The organism is Streptomyces sp. NPDC002671 (assembly GCF_053592475.1).
The window spans coordinates 1-17,227 of sequence record NZ_JBSFVU010000036.1 but is presented as its reverse complement, the minus strand read 5'-3'; the positions used below and the strand labels follow the sequence as shown (position 1 = coordinate 17,227).

At 68.9% G+C, this 17,227-nt stretch carries 19 protein-coding genes; 3 read left to right on the top strand and 16 right to left on the bottom strand.

What is annotated here, in order from left to right; translation table 11 throughout:
- The first annotated feature begins 85 nt into the window (after positions 1-85).
- Positions 86-838 (top strand): helix-turn-helix domain-containing protein, encoded by a 753-nt coding sequence (locus ACWD35_RS36975; RefSeq protein WP_451355749.1) that lies wholly within the window; start codon positions 86-88, stop codon positions 836-838.
- Positions 839-1,117: 279 nt separating this feature from the next.
- On the opposite strand, the gene ACWD35_RS36970 is transcribed toward ACWD35_RS36975, so the two are convergent.
- The 8 genes from ACWD35_RS36970 to ACWD35_RS36935 form a co-directional block, all read right to left on the bottom strand.
- A complete protein-coding gene (locus ACWD35_RS36970; protein WP_451355748.1) occupies positions 1,118-2,413 on the bottom strand; it encodes a serine/threonine-protein kinase in 1,296 nt (431 codons plus the stop codon).
- A 676-nt stretch (positions 2,414-3,089) separates the two neighbouring features.
- Positions 3,090-3,515, bottom strand: a complete 426-nt coding sequence (locus ACWD35_RS36965; RefSeq protein WP_451355747.1) for a PIN domain-containing protein — start codon at positions 3,513-3,515, stop codon at positions 3,090-3,092.
- Positions 3,512-3,790 (bottom strand): CopG family transcriptional regulator, encoded by a 279-nt coding sequence (locus ACWD35_RS36960; RefSeq protein WP_451355746.1) that lies wholly within the window; start codon positions 3,788-3,790, stop codon positions 3,512-3,514. The genes ACWD35_RS36965 and ACWD35_RS36960 overlap by 4 nt, the downstream gene beginning before the upstream one ends.
- A 64-nt stretch (positions 3,791-3,854) precedes the next feature.
- Entirely contained in the window at positions 3,855-4,547 is a 693-nt protein-coding gene (locus ACWD35_RS36955) for a phosphorothioated DNA-binding restriction endonuclease (RefSeq protein WP_451355745.1), read from the bottom strand.
- Between the two features lie 181 nt (positions 4,548-4,728).
- A complete protein-coding gene (locus ACWD35_RS36950; protein WP_451355744.1) occupies positions 4,729-5,136 on the bottom strand; it encodes a hypothetical protein in 408 nt (135 codons plus the stop codon).
- Between the two features lie 653 nt (positions 5,137-5,789).
- On the bottom strand, positions 5,790-6,641 hold the full coding sequence (locus ACWD35_RS36945; RefSeq protein WP_451355743.1) for an aldo/keto reductase: 852 nt from the start codon (positions 6,639-6,641) through the stop codon (positions 5,790-5,792).
- 39 nt (positions 6,642-6,680) lie between these two features.
- Positions 6,681-7,709, bottom strand: a complete 1,029-nt coding sequence (locus ACWD35_RS36940) for an alcohol dehydrogenase catalytic domain-containing protein (RefSeq protein WP_451355742.1) — start codon at positions 7,707-7,709, stop codon at positions 6,681-6,683.
- A 47-nt stretch (positions 7,710-7,756) separates the two neighbouring features.
- Positions 7,757-8,734 carry an aldo/keto reductase gene (locus ACWD35_RS36935; protein ID WP_451355741.1) on the bottom strand — a complete coding sequence of 326 codons (978 nt, stop codon included), beginning with the start codon at positions 8,732-8,734 and terminating at the stop codon, positions 7,757-7,759.
- Positions 8,735-8,950: 216 nt separating this feature from the next.
- Here ACWD35_RS36935 and ACWD35_RS36930 point away from each other — a divergent pair, with 216 nt between their 5' ends.
- Positions 8,951-9,859, top strand: coding sequence for a helix-turn-helix transcriptional regulator (locus ACWD35_RS36930; protein ID WP_451355740.1), 909 nt, complete (start codon positions 8,951-8,953; stop codon positions 9,857-9,859).
- 185 nt (positions 9,860-10,044) lie between these two features.
- On the opposite strand, the gene ACWD35_RS36925 is transcribed toward ACWD35_RS36930, so the two are convergent.
- From ACWD35_RS36925 to ACWD35_RS36910, 4 genes are all read right to left on the bottom strand, one after another.
- Positions 10,045-10,317, bottom strand: a complete 273-nt coding sequence (locus ACWD35_RS36925) for a hypothetical protein (protein ID WP_451355739.1) — start codon at positions 10,315-10,317, stop codon at positions 10,045-10,047.
- A gap of 83 nt (positions 10,318-10,400) precedes the next feature.
- Entirely contained in the window at positions 10,401-10,661 is a 261-nt protein-coding gene (locus tag ACWD35_RS36920; protein ID WP_451355738.1) for a hypothetical protein, read from the bottom strand.
- A 101-nt stretch (positions 10,662-10,762) separates the two neighbouring features.
- Positions 10,763-10,990 (bottom strand): hypothetical protein, encoded by a 228-nt coding sequence (locus tag ACWD35_RS36915; protein WP_451355737.1) that lies wholly within the window; start codon positions 10,988-10,990, stop codon positions 10,763-10,765.
- A gap of 3 nt (positions 10,991-10,993) precedes the next feature.
- The gene (locus tag ACWD35_RS36910; RefSeq protein WP_451355736.1) at positions 10,994-11,554 is read right to left on the bottom strand and encodes a DUF5994 family protein; all 561 of its coding nucleotides are present in this window, start codon (positions 11,552-11,554) and stop codon (positions 10,994-10,996) included.
- A gap of 591 nt (positions 11,555-12,145) precedes the next feature.
- Here ACWD35_RS36910 and ACWD35_RS36905 point away from each other — a divergent pair.
- Complete coding sequence (locus tag ACWD35_RS36905) at positions 12,146-12,628, top strand: DUF5994 family protein (protein ID WP_451355735.1); 483 nt, start codon at positions 12,146-12,148, stop codon at positions 12,626-12,628.
- Positions 12,629-12,630: 2 nt separating this feature from the next.
- On the opposite strand, the gene ACWD35_RS36900 is transcribed toward ACWD35_RS36905, so the two are convergent.
- The 4 genes from ACWD35_RS36900 to ACWD35_RS36885 all read right to left on the bottom strand — a co-directional run bounded on the left by ACWD35_RS36900 (position 12,631) and on the right by ACWD35_RS36885 (position 17,127).
- Positions 12,631-13,824 carry a PP2C family protein-serine/threonine phosphatase gene (locus ACWD35_RS36900; protein ID WP_451355791.1) on the bottom strand — a complete coding sequence of 398 codons (1,194 nt, stop codon included), beginning with the start codon at positions 13,822-13,824 and terminating at the stop codon, positions 12,631-12,633.
- Positions 13,825-13,964: 140 nt separating this feature from the next.
- Positions 13,965-14,477: a DUF5994 family protein gene (locus ACWD35_RS36895; protein WP_451355734.1), complete on the bottom strand. Its 513-nt coding sequence runs from the start codon at positions 14,475-14,477 to the stop codon at positions 13,965-13,967.
- Positions 14,478-14,732: 255 nt separating this feature from the next.
- The gene (locus tag ACWD35_RS36890; RefSeq protein ID WP_451355733.1) at positions 14,733-15,692 is read right to left on the bottom strand and encodes an STAS domain-containing protein; all 960 of its coding nucleotides are present in this window, start codon (positions 15,690-15,692) and stop codon (positions 14,733-14,735) included.
- A gap of 622 nt (positions 15,693-16,314) precedes the next feature.
- Positions 16,315-17,127 (bottom strand): hypothetical protein, encoded by an 813-nt coding sequence (locus ACWD35_RS36885; RefSeq protein ID WP_451355732.1) that lies wholly within the window; start codon positions 17,125-17,127, stop codon positions 16,315-16,317.
- Between the last annotated feature and the right edge of the window lie 100 nt (positions 17,128-17,227).

Here is a 17,227-nt window from a genome sequence, read left to right as displayed (position 1 = left end):
AACGCAACAAACCCACTCTGTTCGTTGCAATGAATTGGAAGTGAACGCTATGCTGGAGACACCACGGACCACGAAGGAGACCGCGATGCCGGGAGGCAGACTCACTCAGCCGGAACGCCAGCAGATCGCGCTGGGACTGGCCGACGGCCTCGCCTACGCGGAGATCGCCAGACGCCTCGACCGCCCCACCTCGACCATCACGCGCGAGGTGATGCGCAACGGCGGCCCCACCGCCTACCGCGCCGACCTGGCCCACCGCGCCACCGAACGCCGCGCCCACCGCCGCAGGCAGACCACACCCCGGGAATCGACGACACCCCCGCAGGCCCACGGGCGCGACCCCGAGGCGGTACGCGAGTACGAGGAGGCGTTCACCACCCTCCTCATGCAATCGGGCCTGCCCAAGATGATGTCCCGGGTCCTGACCTGCCTCTACACCTCCGACACGGGCAGTCACACCGCGTCCGAACTCGCCCAGCACCTTCAGGTCAGCCCGGCGTCCATCTCCAAAGCGACCACGCTCCTCGAAAGCCAGGGCCTCATCCGCCGGGAACGCGCCGAAGGCCGCCGCGAGCGTTACGTCGTCGACAACGACGTCTGGTACCAGGGGATGATCGCCAGCGCCCGATCCCACGCCCAACTCGCCCAGACCGCACGGCAGGGCGTCAGCCTCCTCGGCCCCGACACCCCGGCCGCCGTCCGCCTCGAGAACATCGCCCGCTTCGTCGACTTCGTCGGCGAGAGCATGATCCGCGCCGCGGAGCAGGCCCGCGAGGTCCTCTTCGCGAAGCCCGAAACGACCTCGGACGGCACTGCCGAGCCAAGCTCAGATCACTGATGGAGCGCACGCACCGGATTCCGAATGGCTCTCAAGAGACGTCGGGGTGGAGGGATTTGAACCCACGACCTCTTCGTCCCGTACGAGGTTCGGTTGCTGATCTTGCCAGTGTGGATGACGTTTTCCCTGGTCAGGGCGTCTGGCTGTCATGGTCTCGGGTGGTCTCGCAGGGGCTCGGGGAGCGGGTTGGCTCCCAGATGGCTCCCAAGGAGCCCTGTCACTCGGGCGGTGGCAGGTCTGCGGCGGGACACGACCATGTGCGAGGGCTCCGAACTCCGGTCAGTGCTTGCCCTTGCCTCCGTGTTTGTCAACCTTCCCGGCGCCTGGTCGGCCGTTGGTCGCCTCGTTCTCTTGGCCGGCGGGTTGCGCCGGGGATGAGGAAAGTGACGGCGAGGGTGAGGAGGCGGTGCTGTCCTGCGTGGAGGACGGGGACGTCGCGGTGCTCGTGGACGGCTCAGCGTGCGGCCCCTGCGCCGAGCCGGTGCCGGGCGAGAACCAGGCCAGGCCGACGAGCAGCGCCACGGTGAACAGGGCGGTGCCACCCAGTACCGCCGGCAGGCGGGAACGGCCGAGGAACGGCAGCCGCGAGCGGCGGGGCGCGGCTCGGTGCACACTCGTCTTCCACCCGGTGTCCGCCACCGCGACGAAGGCGGGCTCGGACGTACTCGGCATCGAGGTGGCAGAGACCGTCGCCGCCGGACCGGCGAGAGTCGGGCCGCCCGGATGCCTGTGGCCCTGGTGCTCGCTCGGCAGGGGCTCCGGCGCCCCGCGCCAGGCTCCGCGCCCGAACCAGTCGGCTACTTCCTGGGCCGTGGGCCGGTTGTCAGGTTCCTTGGCCAGGAGGCCGAGCAGATAGCTCTCGAAGGCCGGCGAAAGGTCGACGCTGAGCTGCCGGGGCGGCACCGGGGACGTGTCGAGGTGCTGGTGGAGGATCGCGAGCGAGGTGTCCGCCTGGAACGGCGGCCGGCCGGTGAGGAGTTGGTAGAGCACGCAGCCCAGCGAGTAGACATCGGAGGCCGGGCCCGCGGTGCGGCCCAAGGCCCGTTCAGGCGCGAGGTAGAGGCTGGTGCCGACGATCTGCCCGGTGGCGGTGAGCGCCGCGCCGGGATCATCGAGGAAGCGGGCGATCCCGAAGTCGCCTATCTTCACAGTGCTGTCGGCGTCCAGCAGAAGGTTGGCGGGCTTGATGTCCCGGTGGACGATGCCCTGCCGGTGGGCGGCGGCGAGTCCGGCGGCAGCCTCGGCGGCGATACGGGCCACATGCTCGGCGGGCAGCGGACCGGAGCCGGTGAGCACCCGGGCGAGGCTGTCGCCATCAACCAGCTCCATCACCAGGAAGAGGCGGTCCTGGTACTCGCCGAAGTCGAGGACGCTGACGACGTGCGGGTGGCTGAGGCTGCCCGCGGTCTGCGCCTCCAGGCGGAATCGGGAGAGCGCGGTGGCGTCGGAGTTCTGGGCAAGCAGGAGTTTCACGGCCACAGGTCTGCCGAGCGTCTCGTCGAAGGCCCGCCAGACCTCCCCCATCGCGCCTCGCCCGATCGCGTCCCGCAGCCGGTACCGGCCCGCTATCAGCACCTGTGCCTCATCCTCATGCCCAAAGACGTCTCGATCGCCGCAGGCCATGACTCGCCGCGAAGGCTGAGATCAAGGTGGAGGGTGCCGCAGCGGCTCCAGCGTACCGGCCCCGCGACGGTGCCAAAGGATGCCGTGCATGGTCCGCGGCTGAGCCGTGACGGTCTCAAGGTCCGTTCTTCACAAGAGCGTTGGGTCAGTGAACTTCTACCGCCGCCGGTGATGCTGCAGGGTCCGGGTGCGCTGGACGGAGTGACCCGATCATGTGGGTTATCGAGGCGCCCGCTCTCATGGGGAGGTACGCGGGCGCCGACCGCAGGAGCGGGCTGGTCCCCCCCGTGCCGGCCCGCTCCTGCGCACGTACGACAGCCCGGGTGTCCCACGTGGCAGTGGTGCCAGGGTTGCCGTCGCGAGCGGGGCGACTGTGAGGCCGCCCCGCTACTCGGCAAGCGGTTGGACCACTGGAGGTGAGGATTCTGTCCGCGCCTCCCCATCCTGCTGTCGGCGGCGTTGGAGCGGTTCGAGCCGCCGATGGGCCAGTGTGCGCCGGTTGCACCGGCTGGAACTCATCGGCTGGGGCTGACCCCAACACGTTTTCTACAGGTTCGTCTGGGGGTTCGGGCGGGACGGGACCGTTCTGACCTGCGACGGAGTGGGCGCTGGAGGGGCGAGGGTCGAGTCACACCTTCTTGACGACGATCGTGTCCGGGAGCAGCTTCTCCAGGTCGTCGACGTCCGAGGTGAAGACGGTGACCTGTCCCTTCTGCTGTCGCGCAATGACGGCGAGCACTGCGTCGATCGCGTACTTGTGGCCGTGCAACTTGGCGTCAGCCAGGAGCCGCCGTGCCTGGCGGGCCTCGTCCTTCCCGATATCGACGACCTGGAGCCGGGACAGTACCCAGTCCCAGCGCTGTTCGGTCGTCCTGCCGTCGTACGCCTCGACCAAGGTCATCGGGGACGTCACGACCTCGGCCTCACCCTGGGCCGCGAGGTCGAGCCAGGCGATCATCTTCCGGTCGCCGCGCACTGCTAGGGAGAGGGCTTCACAATCCAGGACGAAGACACGGAGCGGCCTTTGTCCGCGCTCACCGGCTCGCTTCTTCACGCAGCCTCTCCGGCGTTGTGCTTCCCGGTGGTTCGACGTCGTTCGTGTTCGGCGTCGAGTTCCTCCAGCTCGTTGAGCGCTGCCGCATGCTCGTCGTCAGTGACGGGGCCGTGTTCTTCCTGCAGCCAGTCGACCAGTTCCCGGAGCCGGTCCCGGTCACGCTTGAAGCGCAGCGCCTCGGCGACGTACGCCGACAGGCCCCGCTCTGCCGCGTCCGCGCGGATCTCGTCCAGGAGATCCTCGGGAATCGTCACGGTTACCTTCTTTGTCGCCATACAAGTGACCATACTCCTGGTATCCCACTCCTTACCAGTGGGTCACGTGATCGACGCTCGGCGATCAGGCGGCCGTGGCGGGGCGTGGGCTGCCGTGGAAGACCTGGCTGGTGTGCCAGGAGCGGTGGATCGCCGCGACGGAGTGGGCACCCGGTACGTGCGCGGCCTCCAGTCCGACCGGCACGGCGCCGATCCGGCCGTCGTAGCCGCAGAAGGCGCACCGGTACTCGTAGGCCGTCAGGACCAGCTCCCGCATCCGCGGATCCCGCCGCCTCCGCACGGCCGGGAGCTGTCCGGTCTCCGTCGGTTCCAGTTCCAGGCCGACGGCTTCGCACAGGTCGCCGTGGAGCGAAGGCGGGAAGTGCAGGTCGAGCAGGACCCGTGCCATCCGGCCGAGCAGCGACGGCTCTCGCCGCAGCGCAGCCCGCGGCTCCGGCGCCAGCCGCCCGGCGGTACCGACGGCCCGCAGCTCCCGCACGCTACTGCCGGGACTGCCCGGTCCTCGGTCGGTGCGCACTTCCCACACGCCGTCGCTCACCAGATGGTGGAACGGGTAGGCGGGCGTCGTCCTGTTGGGCGGACCGTACTCGGTCAGCAGACGCTGCAGATCCTCCTCCACCGCGCTGTACCGCAGTTCGCCGACGGCATCCTGCTGGAACCGGCCGAGGGCGTACAGCAACAGCAGTGGCTTGTGCGGAGCGCGGGTCCCGCTTCTGGTCCACTGCCTCAGCCTCGCGGTGCGCTCCAGCCAGTCCATGACCGGCGATCGTAGTCGTGCCTCGTCGCACAGCGATCTGCGCATATGTGGAAAGGGTGAGGGCATGGGCGTGGTCGCAGGGGACACCCTGAGTAATGACCGGCCATGAGCCGTGGCCCTAAGGTCCCTCGAGACGGAGCTTCCAGCTGTCGAATCGGCGTCCCCCTGCGGTATCAGCCGTTTACTCGGGGAGCGGAAGGTCGGCCATGAAGTGCGCGATGTCGACGTAGTAGGCGTAGGCGCCGCTCTGCGTGAGTTCGCGCAGGCGGGTGATCACGGTGGCGAGGTCGTCCTGGGCGTCGAGAACGGCGTGGTGGAAGCACAGGGCCGGCTGCAGTTTCGCCGCTGCGTAGGAAATGCCGGAGACACCGATTTCGGCGAGTAGTACGGCCGCCCGGTCGGGCACGTCTGCGGCGATCCCGGCGTCGCGTACGAGCACGGCGATGCGAGCGGTCATCTCGCTGGAACGCAGGCTGAGGCGCGACAGCAGCCCGTCTGCCCGGTCGAGTTCGTCATCGGCCCGAAGCGGGTCGGAGAAGGAAACGGCGAAGGCGAGATGTGCCTGGACCATGGCGGTCTCGCCGACCACACCGTGCTCCTCAGCTTCGCTCCGGGTTGCCAGGTAAGGCGGCTACCGCCCGCTCCATGTCGCCCTGCACCCACCACACGTCTCCCAGCACGCGATGGTGCCGTCCCTCCCAGCCCGGCGTCCCTGCGGCTTCGACCGCCATCGGGAAGTTTCCGGACAGTCGGCTCAGGTGCGCCAAGCCGCATCGAGCGGCGGAAGCGAGCCGACCGTCGGCGGAGCGACGCGCTGCATGCCGCGCCGTGAATCGCCGGTCAGTCCGAGGCCGTTGGCGAACGCACAGGCCTTGCGGGCTGGCTGCGCCACGGATCAGCTGCCAGAGACGCAGTCACCTGGGAGACCTCCGACCAAGATCCTCTCCCAGATTTCTCCCAAACGATCTTCGGGAACGCATCAGGGGCCTGATCCGCTGAGCGGATCAGGCCCCTGATCTGTACTGCACTGTCGGGGTGGCGGGATTTGAACCCACGACCTCTTCGTCCCGAATGAGGTTCGGTCATGATCGCCACCGGGCGGTTTGCTGTCTTGCCTGGTCAGGGCGTTGGGGTGCGGTGGTCTCGGATGGTCTCGAAGGGGCTTGGGGAGCGGGTTGGCTCCCAGATGGCTCCCAGTTCTGCTGCCCTGTGCGGGCTGGCTCTGTTCGGGGTCTGTCCGGTTCAGGCGTCGAGGCGGCGCCCCGCGAGCCAGGTGACGATCTCGGGGTCGTGGTGGTCGAAGAACAGCGAGCTGCCAGTGTCCAAGGTGGCGATCTGCGCCATCTGGTCGTCGGTGAGCTCGAAGTCGAAGGCGTCGATGTTCTCCGCCATGCGCTCGGGCCGCACGGACTTGGGGATGGCGATGACGCCGCGCTGGGTGAGCCAGCGCAGCACGACCTGGGCGACCGACTTGCCGTACTCCTTGCCGATCTCGGCCAGCAGCGGGTTGGTGAACAGGTCGTTCTTGCCCTCGGCGAAGCCGCCCCAGGACTGGATCTGCACCCCGTGCTCGCGCATCAGGGCCTGGTAGTCGGTGCGCTGGAAGAACGGGTGGGTCTCGATCTGGTTGACCGCCGGGGTGATCTCGTTGTTGACGATCAGGTCGAGCAGCCGGTCGGGGTAGAAGTTGGCCACGCCGATCGCCTTGGCCCGGCCCTCGCGGTTGAGAGCCTCCATGGCGCGCCACTGGCCGTAGACGTCGCCGTAGGGCTGGTGCATCAGGTACAGGTCGAGGTGGTCCAGGCCCAGCTTGTTCAGGGACGTCTCGAAGGCACGGCGGGTGTTGTCCTCGGCAGGGGCGTCCTGCACCCACAGCTTGGTGGTGACGAACAGGTCCTCGCGGGCGATGCCGCCGGCCTTGATGGCGCGGCCTACGGCCTCTTCGTTGCCGTAGGCGGCGGCGGTGTCCAGCAGGCGGTAGCCGGCGGCCAGCGCCTCGGAGACGGCGCGCTCGGTGTCCTCGGCGGGGATCTGGTAGACGCCGAAGCCGAGGAGCGGCATCTCGACACCGTTGTTCAAGGTCATGTACTGCATGAGCGGGAAGTCCTTCGCGGTGCGGTGGGAGGGGAAGTTTCAGGGGCGGATGAGGGCCTTGAGGACCTGGCGGTCGGCCATGGTCCGGTAGGCGTCCGGGGTCCGGTCGAGGGCGAAAGTACGGTCGAAGACGCGGCCGGGAGTGATGGTGCCGTCGAGGACGTCGGGCAGCAGTTGCTCGATGTAGGCGCGGGCCGGGCTGGCCCCGCCGGTCAGGGTGATGTTCCGCATGAACTCGGCCGGGCCGATCGGCCCCTGCTCGTACTGCGGGACGCCCAGGCGGCTGATGGTGCCGCCGTCCAGGACCGCGCCCAGGGCGGTGTCCAGGGCCTGGCGGGTGCCGACGGCCTCGATCACCTTGTGCACGCCGCCGGTCAGCTCGCGGATGCGGGCGATGCCCTCCTCGCCGCGCTCGGCGACGACGTCGGTGGCGCCGAACTCGCGGCCCAGGCCGGTGCGCGCCTCGTGGCGGCCCGCGAGCACGATCCGCTCGGCGCCCAGCCGCTCGGCGGCGATCACCGCGCACAGGCCGACCGCGCCGTCCCCGACGACCAGTACCGCGTCCCCGCGTCCGACGCCGGCGGTGACCGCACCGTGGTGGCCGGTGGTCATCACGTCCGACAGTGCCAGCAAGGATGGCAGCAGCGCGGAGTCGGCGGCCACCGGCAGCTTCACCAGGGTGCCGTCCGCATGCGGAACTCGGACGGCTTCGCCCTGCCCGCCGTCGACGCCGTCGAAGCCGTACCGGCCACCGTTGCGGCACGAGATGTGCAGGCCCTTGGCGCAGTAGTCGCAGGTGTTGTCGCTGTAGGTGAACGGGGCGATGACCAGGTCGCCCGTCGTCAGGCCGGTCACGTCCGCGCCGGTCTCTTCGACGACGCCGAGGAACTCATGCCCCATGGGGCGGCCGGTGTCGGTGGCGGGCATCGACTGGTAGGGCCACAGGTCGCTGCCGCACACGCATGCGGCCACCGTGCGCACCACGGCGTCGGTCGGCTTGACGATCTTCGGGTCGGGCCGGTCCTCGACGCGGACGTCTCTGGCTCCGTACATCACTGCTGCATGCATGAGAGGGGGTTACTCCAAACGGGGGGGCTGTCGCGCCGGGGACGAGATCAGCGTTCGAGCATCTGCGCTTGGGCTTCGGTGTGGGTGTCGCCGGCGGCGGGCGGCAGGCTGCTGAGCTTGTCGATCTGCTCGTCGGTCAGCGTGACGGCGCCGGCGGCGGTGTTCTCCTCGACGCGGCTGACCCGCTTGGTGCCGGGGATCGGGGCGATGTCGTCGCCCTGGGCGAGCAGCCAGGCCAGCGCCACCTGCGCGGGCGTGGCGCCGACGTCGGCGGCCAGGGTCTGCACCTCGTCGGCGACCGCGAGGTTGCGTTGGAAGTTCTCGCCGGTGAAGCGCGGGTTGTCGCGTCGGAAGTCGGATGCGTCGAACTGGTCGGTGGAGCGGACGGTGCCCGTCAGGAAACCGCGGCCCAGTGGGGAGAACGGCACCAGGCCGATGTTCAGCTCCCGCAGGACGGGCAGGACGCGCTCCTCGATGCCGCGCGTCCACAGGGAGTACTCCGACTGCACCGCGGTGACCGGCTGGACGGCATGAGCGCGGCGGATCGTGTCCGGTCCGGCCTCCGAGAGACCGAAGGCGCGCACCTTGCCCTCGGCGATCAGCTCGGCTTCAGCGCCCGCGGTCTCCTCGATCGGCGTGTTCGGGTCCACCCGGTGCTGGTAGTACAGGTCAATGTGATCGGTGCCCAATCGCTTCAGGGAGCCCTCGACGGCGGCGCAGATGTTGGCCGGGCCGGAGTCCAGGTTCCAGACGCCGTCGCCGCCGTGGGAGACCAGGCCGAACTTCGTGGCCAGCACCACCTGGCCCCGGCGCCCCTTCAGCGCCCGGCCCAGCAGTTCCTCATTGGTGTAGGGGCCGTAGATCTCGGCGGTGTCGATGAGCGTGACGCCCAGCTCCAGCGCCCGGTGCACGGTCCTGATCGACTCAGCCTCATTGGTGCCGGAACCGGTGTAGCCATGGGACATCCCCATCGCGCCCAGGCCGATCCGGGAAACCTCCAGGTCCCGCAGCTTGATGTACCGCATCTCGCTCTCTCCGGTTCGTGTCGTTGCCCGGCCCCGCACTCTCGCCCGGCCCGGCAGGTCGTGCCTGCTGCGGTTCGGGCGGCGGCCGGGTGCCGGTGTCCTGCTCATTCACCTTGGCCCGGATTGCGCGCGGGTGGCAGGGCGGGCTCTTCAGGGGTAATGGCAGGGCCCCTCACTGACCCGCGCAGCGGGTGCCCAGCGGGCGAGACTGGAGTCATGGCATCCGAGAGTGCGAACAGCGAGGGAGCCGAGCTGGGCCGCTACCTGCGCGCCCGCCGTACCCAGACCAGCCCCGAACACGTTGGCCTCACCGTCGGCGCCGGCATCCGACGCACCCCCGGGCTGCGCCGCGAGGAGCTGGCCACCCTCGCCGGCATCAGCATCGACTACTACGTACGCCTGGAACGCGGCAAGGAGACCCGCCCCAGCCCCGCCGTCCTCGACGCGCTCGCCCGCGCCCTGCACATGGACGACCAGGAACACCAGCACCTGCGCGAGCTCGCCGCCCGCGCCGCCCGCTACGCCCCCGAACCCCCGCCCGCCCCCAGCCGTACGGTCCGCCCCCACCTCAAGCTGCTGCTGGAATCACTGCGCCCCAACCCGGCCTACGTCATCAGCCGCAGTATGGACATGCTGGCCTGGAACCCCGGCGGCCTCGCCCTGTACGCGGGCCTCGACGACTGGCCCGTCAAACAGCGCAACCTCGCCCGCTACCTCTTCCTCCACCCCGCAGCCCGCGACCTCTTCACCGACTGGGACCGGCAGATCACCGCCTGCGTCGCCCGCCTGCGCGCCATTGCCGGAACAGCCCCCGACGCCCCCGACCTCACCAACCTCGTCGGCGAACTCCTCCTCAAAAGCCCCGACTTCGCAGGGCTCTGGGAACGCTACGAAGTCACCGGACGCAAGCCCGCCCACAAGACGTTCCAGCACCCCCAGGTCGGCATGCTCACCCTCACATCCCAGTCCCTGCACGTCGAGGGCACTCCAGGCCAGCGCATCGGCGTCTACACCGCCGAACCCGGAACTCCCGACCACGACGCCCTGCTCCTGCTCGACATGACCGCACCCGCCATGCCCAGCTCAGGTTCCTCGGACAGAAGCACCTCACCTCGACCGAGCTGACCCCGTGCCCAGCAGGTGGTCACCCGCATCTGGTTCTGTTCACGAGAAACGGGTTCTGGCTGACCGGAGGATTCGAACGGTCAGCTCCGGTTCGGCAGTCCGGTATCCGCCACCTTCGCTCACCTCATTCCGAGGCACAGGTGGTCTGCCGGGTCCCTTCCCTCCTGCGGACGGTGCGCGCCGTGTCAGCCACTGTCCTCCTCCTCGGTCTCCATGAACTGGATCCCCTTGTGCGTCAGTGTGACCATCGCGGGTGTGTTTCCTCGCGCCCAGTCGACCTGGATCAGTCCCTCGGCCGCCAAGTACGTGCAGGCGGCGGCCAGGTCCTCCTCGGGCAGGGCGGGATCCTCGCGCAGCTGCGCCCCGGTGAGGCCGAGGAGGCGATTGCCTTCGATGGCCTCGTACAGGGTCTTCATGATCGCCTCGCGGTAGTGCTGCCGCTCGTGCAGTGTCGCCATGATCGCCTGCCTCTCGTGCCGGCACTGACGGAAACCCGTACGTCTGGGGCGGTGTCCTCCTTCCCCGCTGAGGGGCATCCTCCTCAGATTTCGTCCGGCTGCGTGTGATCGTCCCGGGAGGACTGGCTGGTCATCAGCCAGGAGCGCACCGGCTCCGCCATGCGCGTGGTGTCCACGGTGAGGTGGAGGCGTGTTCCGCCGTCGGTGCCCGCGGGGTAGCTGCGCGCTTCGGTGGCGGCGAAACAACGGCGGAGAGTCTCCGCGACATGGCGAGCCGTCTCCGGGTCCGCGGCGACGATACGAACCTTCGCGTGCCCGGCCGACGGCAGTTCCGGTGACTTCATGGTGACCCCTTGCTCTCCGACGGCGACGTGCGTCCGGGGCGACGTGCAGGTGGGTGACGGCCGTGGCCCCACACCCGACCCTGGCCGGAAGCAGGTCGGCGTCATCGGCGGCTCCCCTCTCGATGCTCACGGCGTGTGGCGTCGGCAGGAGGATCCTTCGGCACGGTGGCACGCGGGCTCTTACGGGTCCGCCGGCCGATTCCCGGTAGGACGTCGCTGTAGTGGAACGCCCCGATCCTGTCGTCATGCTGCGCGTTGAGCCGGTGGATCAGGAACATTCCCGCGACGATCACGAAGATGATCACGGCGGCGGTGACGGCGGTCTCCACGTCTCACCTCCTCGGGGCGGAAGTCGAGATCCCGATCGCGGCTCCGGCCGCCGAAGCGGCTCCGCCGTCGGTCTCCCATTCCTCTTCCCGGGTCCGAGCCTCTGTCGCATCGTGGCTGATGGCCTCGTCGGCCATCAGACCGCTGGCGGTGCGGATACCTTCCGGAACGGTTGCCTCTGCCATCAGCCGGGCGGCGGCGGCCGACTCCGTCTCCGGAGGGATCACCAGCAGGTCCAGGCGGCCCACGGTGTAGGAAAGGAGCATCACCTTGTTCGGGTCCTGCTCGTCGGCGAACCAGCCGACATGCACCGTGTGCCCCGTGACGGGGACCTTGTGCGGGATGACGGGCCAGTGGGCCGGGTTCACGGTGACGTGGGTGATCCGGCCCCAGCACGCGTCCAGCGCGTCCGTCAGAGTGGGGATCTCCCGGAGGAGATCACGGGAGCGGGGCCACCAGGCGCCGTCCAGAAGACCTGGGACTGAGCCGGTCGGGGTCAGGGACAGCCGGGCCGACGCCGAAGGCAGGCGCTCTTTGATGATCGTAGGTTCGATGGTCGCGGTCATGACGCGGACCTGTCCCCGAGCCTCCTCCCGGAGGCCGGTGTTGCTGCTCGCCGGGAACGACACCGGCATGGCGGCCGATGTGCGAAGTGCTCCCGCTCCTTTCACTCTACGCCGTTCCGAGGTCCCGGAGCGTGCACGCGAGCAGGCACTTCACCGACAGGCAACGAGTCCGGAACCGCGGGCGGCATCGGCACATCGGCAGGTCGCAGCTGAACCACGGTCGTTGAGCGGCACGCCGCAGTGTTCGGAATCTGGGTGAGCGATGCCCCGATCTGTGGGAGAGCGTGGACTTGCTGATCCAACCCAACCGACGGTGCGACGGGGGGCCTTCCGGAGGGTGGTGCGGCAGGTGGGAGGAGAGGCGTCTTGGCGTCTTGCATCGCACCTCAGCAGGATTCGAACCTGCGACACCCGCTTGAGGATTTCCCTGGAAGGGTTTTCCGGCCTCATGTGTGCCGAATCCGTTCTGGTCGGCTGGCTTGCCCGGGACGGGGCGAATCCGGAAAATCGGCGCCCGTGGCACGAGGAGTAGCGTGTAAAAGGCGAGGCGAGTCCCGTGATCGCCCCGATTACCGAAGACGGGTGATCCTCATGACCGGCTCCGATGCACGGCCTGTTTCCTGGCATCTGCCCAGCGGTGTTCACGAGGCCGTGCAGCCGGGGTGTGCGTTGCTCCGGCTGGAGACCACGGAGTCGCGCGAAGGTGTCCTCGACGGTGCGTGGTGGCCGCGGTCGCGCGACATCGCCGCCGAGCTGCCCGCGCTGCTCAGTGCCCTCACCGGCCACCTCGGCCCCCTCACGCGCGTCGGGCTGGACACCACGGCCTGGGAAGGGCTCCCGACGCGGATCGTCGTCGACGAGCGGGTGGTGCACATCGATTCCTTTCCGCTGGGCGACGACACCGTACTGATCACCCGAGGCGACCAGGACATCTTCTCGCTGCTGGTGGTTCCGCCGGACACAGCGCCCGAGGCCGCCCGCGCCGCGATGGCCCAGGCCGTCCGGGCCGACAACGTCACCCAGGCGAATCAGATCCTCATCGACACCGGAAGCGCCGAGGTACCGCCGGAGTGAGGTCAGCCGCGCCACTCCACCAGGAGCAGCGTCGCGTCATCCGTGGTGTGTCCGCCCCGCGCCTGCATGAGCGTGTGGGACAGGGAGCGCGCCATCGCCCGGATTCCGCGGCCGGTTCTCTCCAACTGGTTCACCCAGTCGATCATCTGGTCCTCCCCGAACTCCTCCTCCCCGGCATAGTGCTCCTCGATCAGTCCGTCGGTGAAGCAGAGGAGGCGGTCCCCCGGCTCCAGCTTCATCTCGCTCGTCTGCGGCTCCGGACCGCCGAGGCCGACAGGGAGGGTCGTCGGACCGGTCAGCCGGAGTGTGACGCGGTGATCGCGGACGAGCATCGGTGACGGGTGCCCGGCGTTGACCCACTGAAGATGCCCCGTCGTGGTGTCCAGCTGCAGCATCTGCGCGGTGACGAAGTGCTCGGGGCCGAACTGGTCCGCCACTGCGCGGTCCATGAAGGCGTAGATCTCCGGCAGTCCGGTGCCGGCGCGGCGGGCGTGGCGGTAGGCGCCGATGGCCACGGTCGCCATCGTGGCCGCGTCCAGGCCGTGTCCCATCGCGTCGATCATGGCCACGTGGAGGACGTCTTCGTTGAGGGAATAGTCGAAGCTGTCACCCGCCACGTCATAGGCGGGTTCCAGGATCCCGGCCACGGCGACCCGAGGCATGATCATCGCCAGCGGTGGGAGCAGGGCCCACTGGATCTCGGCGGCGACGCTCATCGGTTCACCGCGTCGGACACCGAAGAAAAGGTCGGAGTAGCTGTGCTTGGTCACCAGCAGGTCGGCCACCAGGCCGGCGACCCTGCGCAGTAGGCGGCGGTCGTGTTCATCGACGCTGTCCAACGTCACTGCCATGACCCCGACCTGATCGCCGCCGTCCAGCAACGGCAGGAGGATTCGCACGCCGTCGTCCTCGGGCAGCTCGACGGGCTGAGCGTCGAGAAAGCAGCGGCCCGCCTCGGAGCCGTCGATCACCTGCGGTTCGCCGTCCGTGAGGCCGTCGCCGGGCAGCGGTACGAGCAGCAGTTGGCCGTAGTCCTGCAGCAGCACCTGCGGCCGGCGGCCCCCGAGCCGCTCCACCACGTCAGCGACCAATGGCCCGATGAGATGGGGCGGCAGTTCATGCGCGCGATCGAGGACCTCTCCCAGCAGAGCTTCCCCGAAGCTCTCGGAGCGGTCCGCGCGCTGTCCGGCCGTCATCCCCTCACCCGCCATGATCCGAGCCGATCGGAGCGGCGGGCGGGGACGGCGGAGGGTCTGCCAGTCTCATCGCTCCGTCGAGGGGTCGTAGACGCTCCGGGACTGGCCCCGTCACCCAGGCCCCCTCCGGATCGGGCCTCTCACCTGAGTCCGGACCCTCCTTCCGACTCCCATGTGTCCTGTCCGTCGAGGCCGCTCTCGGTGAGTGCCAGCAGGCGCGGAGCCGACAGTGGGTTCCCGGGGTCGGCGGCGGCGATCAGCAGCCGGCTGGCGGCTCCGGCCGGCTCGTCCGGGGGGATCACCAGCAGTTCCCAGCGTCCCACGGTGCCGCAGTCCACGGTGATGGCATGCGCCTCGGCGGCAAGATCGGTCAGGACCACCTCGATCACATGGCCGGGCGCCATCACCTCGTGCGGGGCACCGGGCCAGGCGGCGGTCCCCACGGTGACGTGGGTGACGGTGCCGATGCTCGGATCCAAGGAGCCGACCAGCGCGGGCAGCTCCAGTTCCAGCGCGTCGCAGCGCGGCCACCACGCGCCGTCCAGCGGGCCATGGCTGACGCCCGGCGTGAGGCGCAGCCGGGGCAAGGGCATCCGGTAGGAGCGGCCTTCACCCGGTGCCGTGCCTTCGGCGGGCTCTGCGATGGCGTTCATCGTGCGATCCCGTTCCGGGCGACTTCCGGCCGCCCGAGTCTGTCACTCGCCGGGAACGGCGCCGCCGTGGTCGTGCGCCCGAAAGCTCTCGGTACCTGTCAGGCTACTCCCGGCCGTGGAGGGCGGCCTGGTGCGCAGCCATGGCGGAGAGGCAGACAGCCAGCGCGTGGAGACACGTCGGTACGGCGGACGAAGGGGGTGTGCCCGCCCCCGCCCGGGCCGGTACGACCGCTGGCTCATCGCCCCTCTGCCGAATCATCGGCATGCCAAGGGCAGCCCTTCGACAGACAGGGTCAACACGCAAGGGGCGACGGGGCCGGGCAGCCCGACGACCTCACCCATGTTCTGCCAGCCCCAGGACGAGAAGGCGGCTTGTCCTGCCTGGTCGGCAGGATGCAGCAGGGTGATCCCGAGGCAGGAGTGCAGGTCTGTGAGCAGACGCTGTTGCAGGCGGCGGCCGATATCGCGGTGCTGAGCGTGCGGATGGGCCACCACCTGGGTGAGGACGACGAACCGTGCGCGGGAGGTGAGCCGATGGATGATCCCCTGGAGCGTTCCGTCGAACCCCCGGCGGCCCGAACCGTCAGGACCCACCGGAAAACCGAAGGCGCAACCGACCAGCACCGTCGTCTCCGCGACCAGCAGGGCGAAGCCGGGGCGGTGGGCGGTGACCGCCAGGCGGTGCAGGAAGTCTCCACGGTCGTGGTACGCCTCACCTGGGGTGCCGGCGACGGACGCCGCAGCCAGGTCCGCGATGTCCTCGCGCATGTCTTCGGCCTGCCAGCGGGTCAGCCGGCGAAGCCGGATCCCATCCTTGAGGACCGGCCCCCGACGAGCGGGGTCCCCGGGCGTCCGCGTCGCGGTACTCAGGAGGTCGCCGGATGCGACGGGGCTCACGGGGGCCGTATGGAGCAGCGAAGTGGATCCGGTGACGTCGAGGAGCCGGGTGATCTGCGCGCACGGGTGCTGCAGCCTCAGGCAGGCGTGGACCCGGCCGGCGCGCAGTGATGCCGACCGGAGGACATCCAGGCCCCCCGCGTCGCAGGAGCCGACCGTGGTCAGGTCGATGTCGATCACGGCGACACCGTCCAGCAGACACTGCTCCAACGCGGCCCGCAGCAGCGGCGTCGTGGCCGGCCCGATGTCACCGGCAAGCGTGACGAACGTCCGCTCCCCACGGTTCCGCCTATGAATGTCCAGCCGGGAAAGGGTCATCACGCCTCCCCTTGGTGGGGGCGCGGACCCGCGCGGGTGCTCAGCGCGGCCCCAGCCATGATGAGCTCGCGCGGAGTTGCTTCGACTGCGGCGGACATGATGCCGACCCGTCTCCGCGCCGACCACTAGGCGGCCCGGATTCGTCTCTCGCCGAGGACGACCCGGCGTGGCGGCCGGAGTGCGTGATGCCCTCGGTAGTTCAACCGTACGTCGGCCGCAACCGGAAGCGGCTGCGCCGGTCAGCTGCTGCGGGCCGGTGAAGCGGCGCTCGGCGGGGGAGAGCTTGCGGATCTCGGCACCTGGGTGAGCGAGTTGGAGGTTGCTCCCACAGCGGAGGCATGCAGCAGGTCAGGCCCGGTGCTGATCTCTCAGCACCGGGCCTGACCTGGTGTTACGGCTGTCGGGGTGGCGGGATTTGAACCCACGGCCTCTTCGTCCCGAATGATGTTCGGTCGAGATCGCCGCCGGGCAGTCTGCTGTTTTGCCTGGTCAGGGCCTTGGGGTGAGATGGTCGCGACTGGTCTCGAAGGGGCTCGGGGGGCTGGCTCCCAGCGGGGTGACGCCTTACCAGACTCGGGTGTCCCTCGACTTGCATGCCGTTCGAGGATCTGGACGAGGGTCTTCACACGCGATCTTCCGAAGGTGCTTGCCTCGTCCGCACCGCCGCGCTGAGGTTCACCTCCATCGTTATGTCCTCGCGGTTGTCGTTGATTCGCGCTGCGAGCGCTTGGATAGACGAGTGGTCGAATCGGAACGGAGGCGGCCAGTCCAGAAGGGGACTGGTCGAGGGCCATATCTGCAGGACGGAACTGCGAAAGTCTTCGAGTGGGGCGAGGTCCCCGTCGAAGAAGGGGATGAGGACTTGGAATGCGACCTTGACGACTGAGAACGTGACGCACAAGCCGAGCAACTCCTGTTTCTGATCCTTCCCAGGAGGCATGTAGATCGGGCGCGACACCAGAGCCAACGGGTTCAGGTCGTGGTAAGCGGCGATCCAAACTCGCATGCCGTGATGGGGGCGGCGATAGATCTCCAGGCCCTGGCCTGCTCCGTGCGGGACGACGTTGCCGCCCACCGCGTCCATGAGGACGGCCATCTTGGCAGCCCACAGAGCGAGTCGGCTTTGGGCATGCTCGTCCAGCGACCTCACCTGGAAGAACATGGGGGTGAGGATTTCTTTGATGTCGTTTTCCAATGCTGACATCCACGTGTTGTTGCAGTGCTGACATACCGGTGTCGTGGGCCAGTGGATACGTCGTCGCTGTGGATCCGTATTTCGAATGCCGTGTCGCTTCATTTCGCGCACGAGCCACTTGGGGTAGATGTCTTCGTCCGTGGGCTGGCCGTGTGGATCCAAACAGAACGGGCAGCGGCCAGGCGGAGCCGGCAACCAATTTTCGGGTGCGCGGTCGGTGTTGATCGAGTCGATGTTCATTGCAGTGAGGCTTTTCCAACCTGCTGCGTCAGCTTGGCAGTTGGGCTGACGAACTGGTGAAGCCCCTGGTAGATGGGTTGTTCGACCAAGAAGAACCATC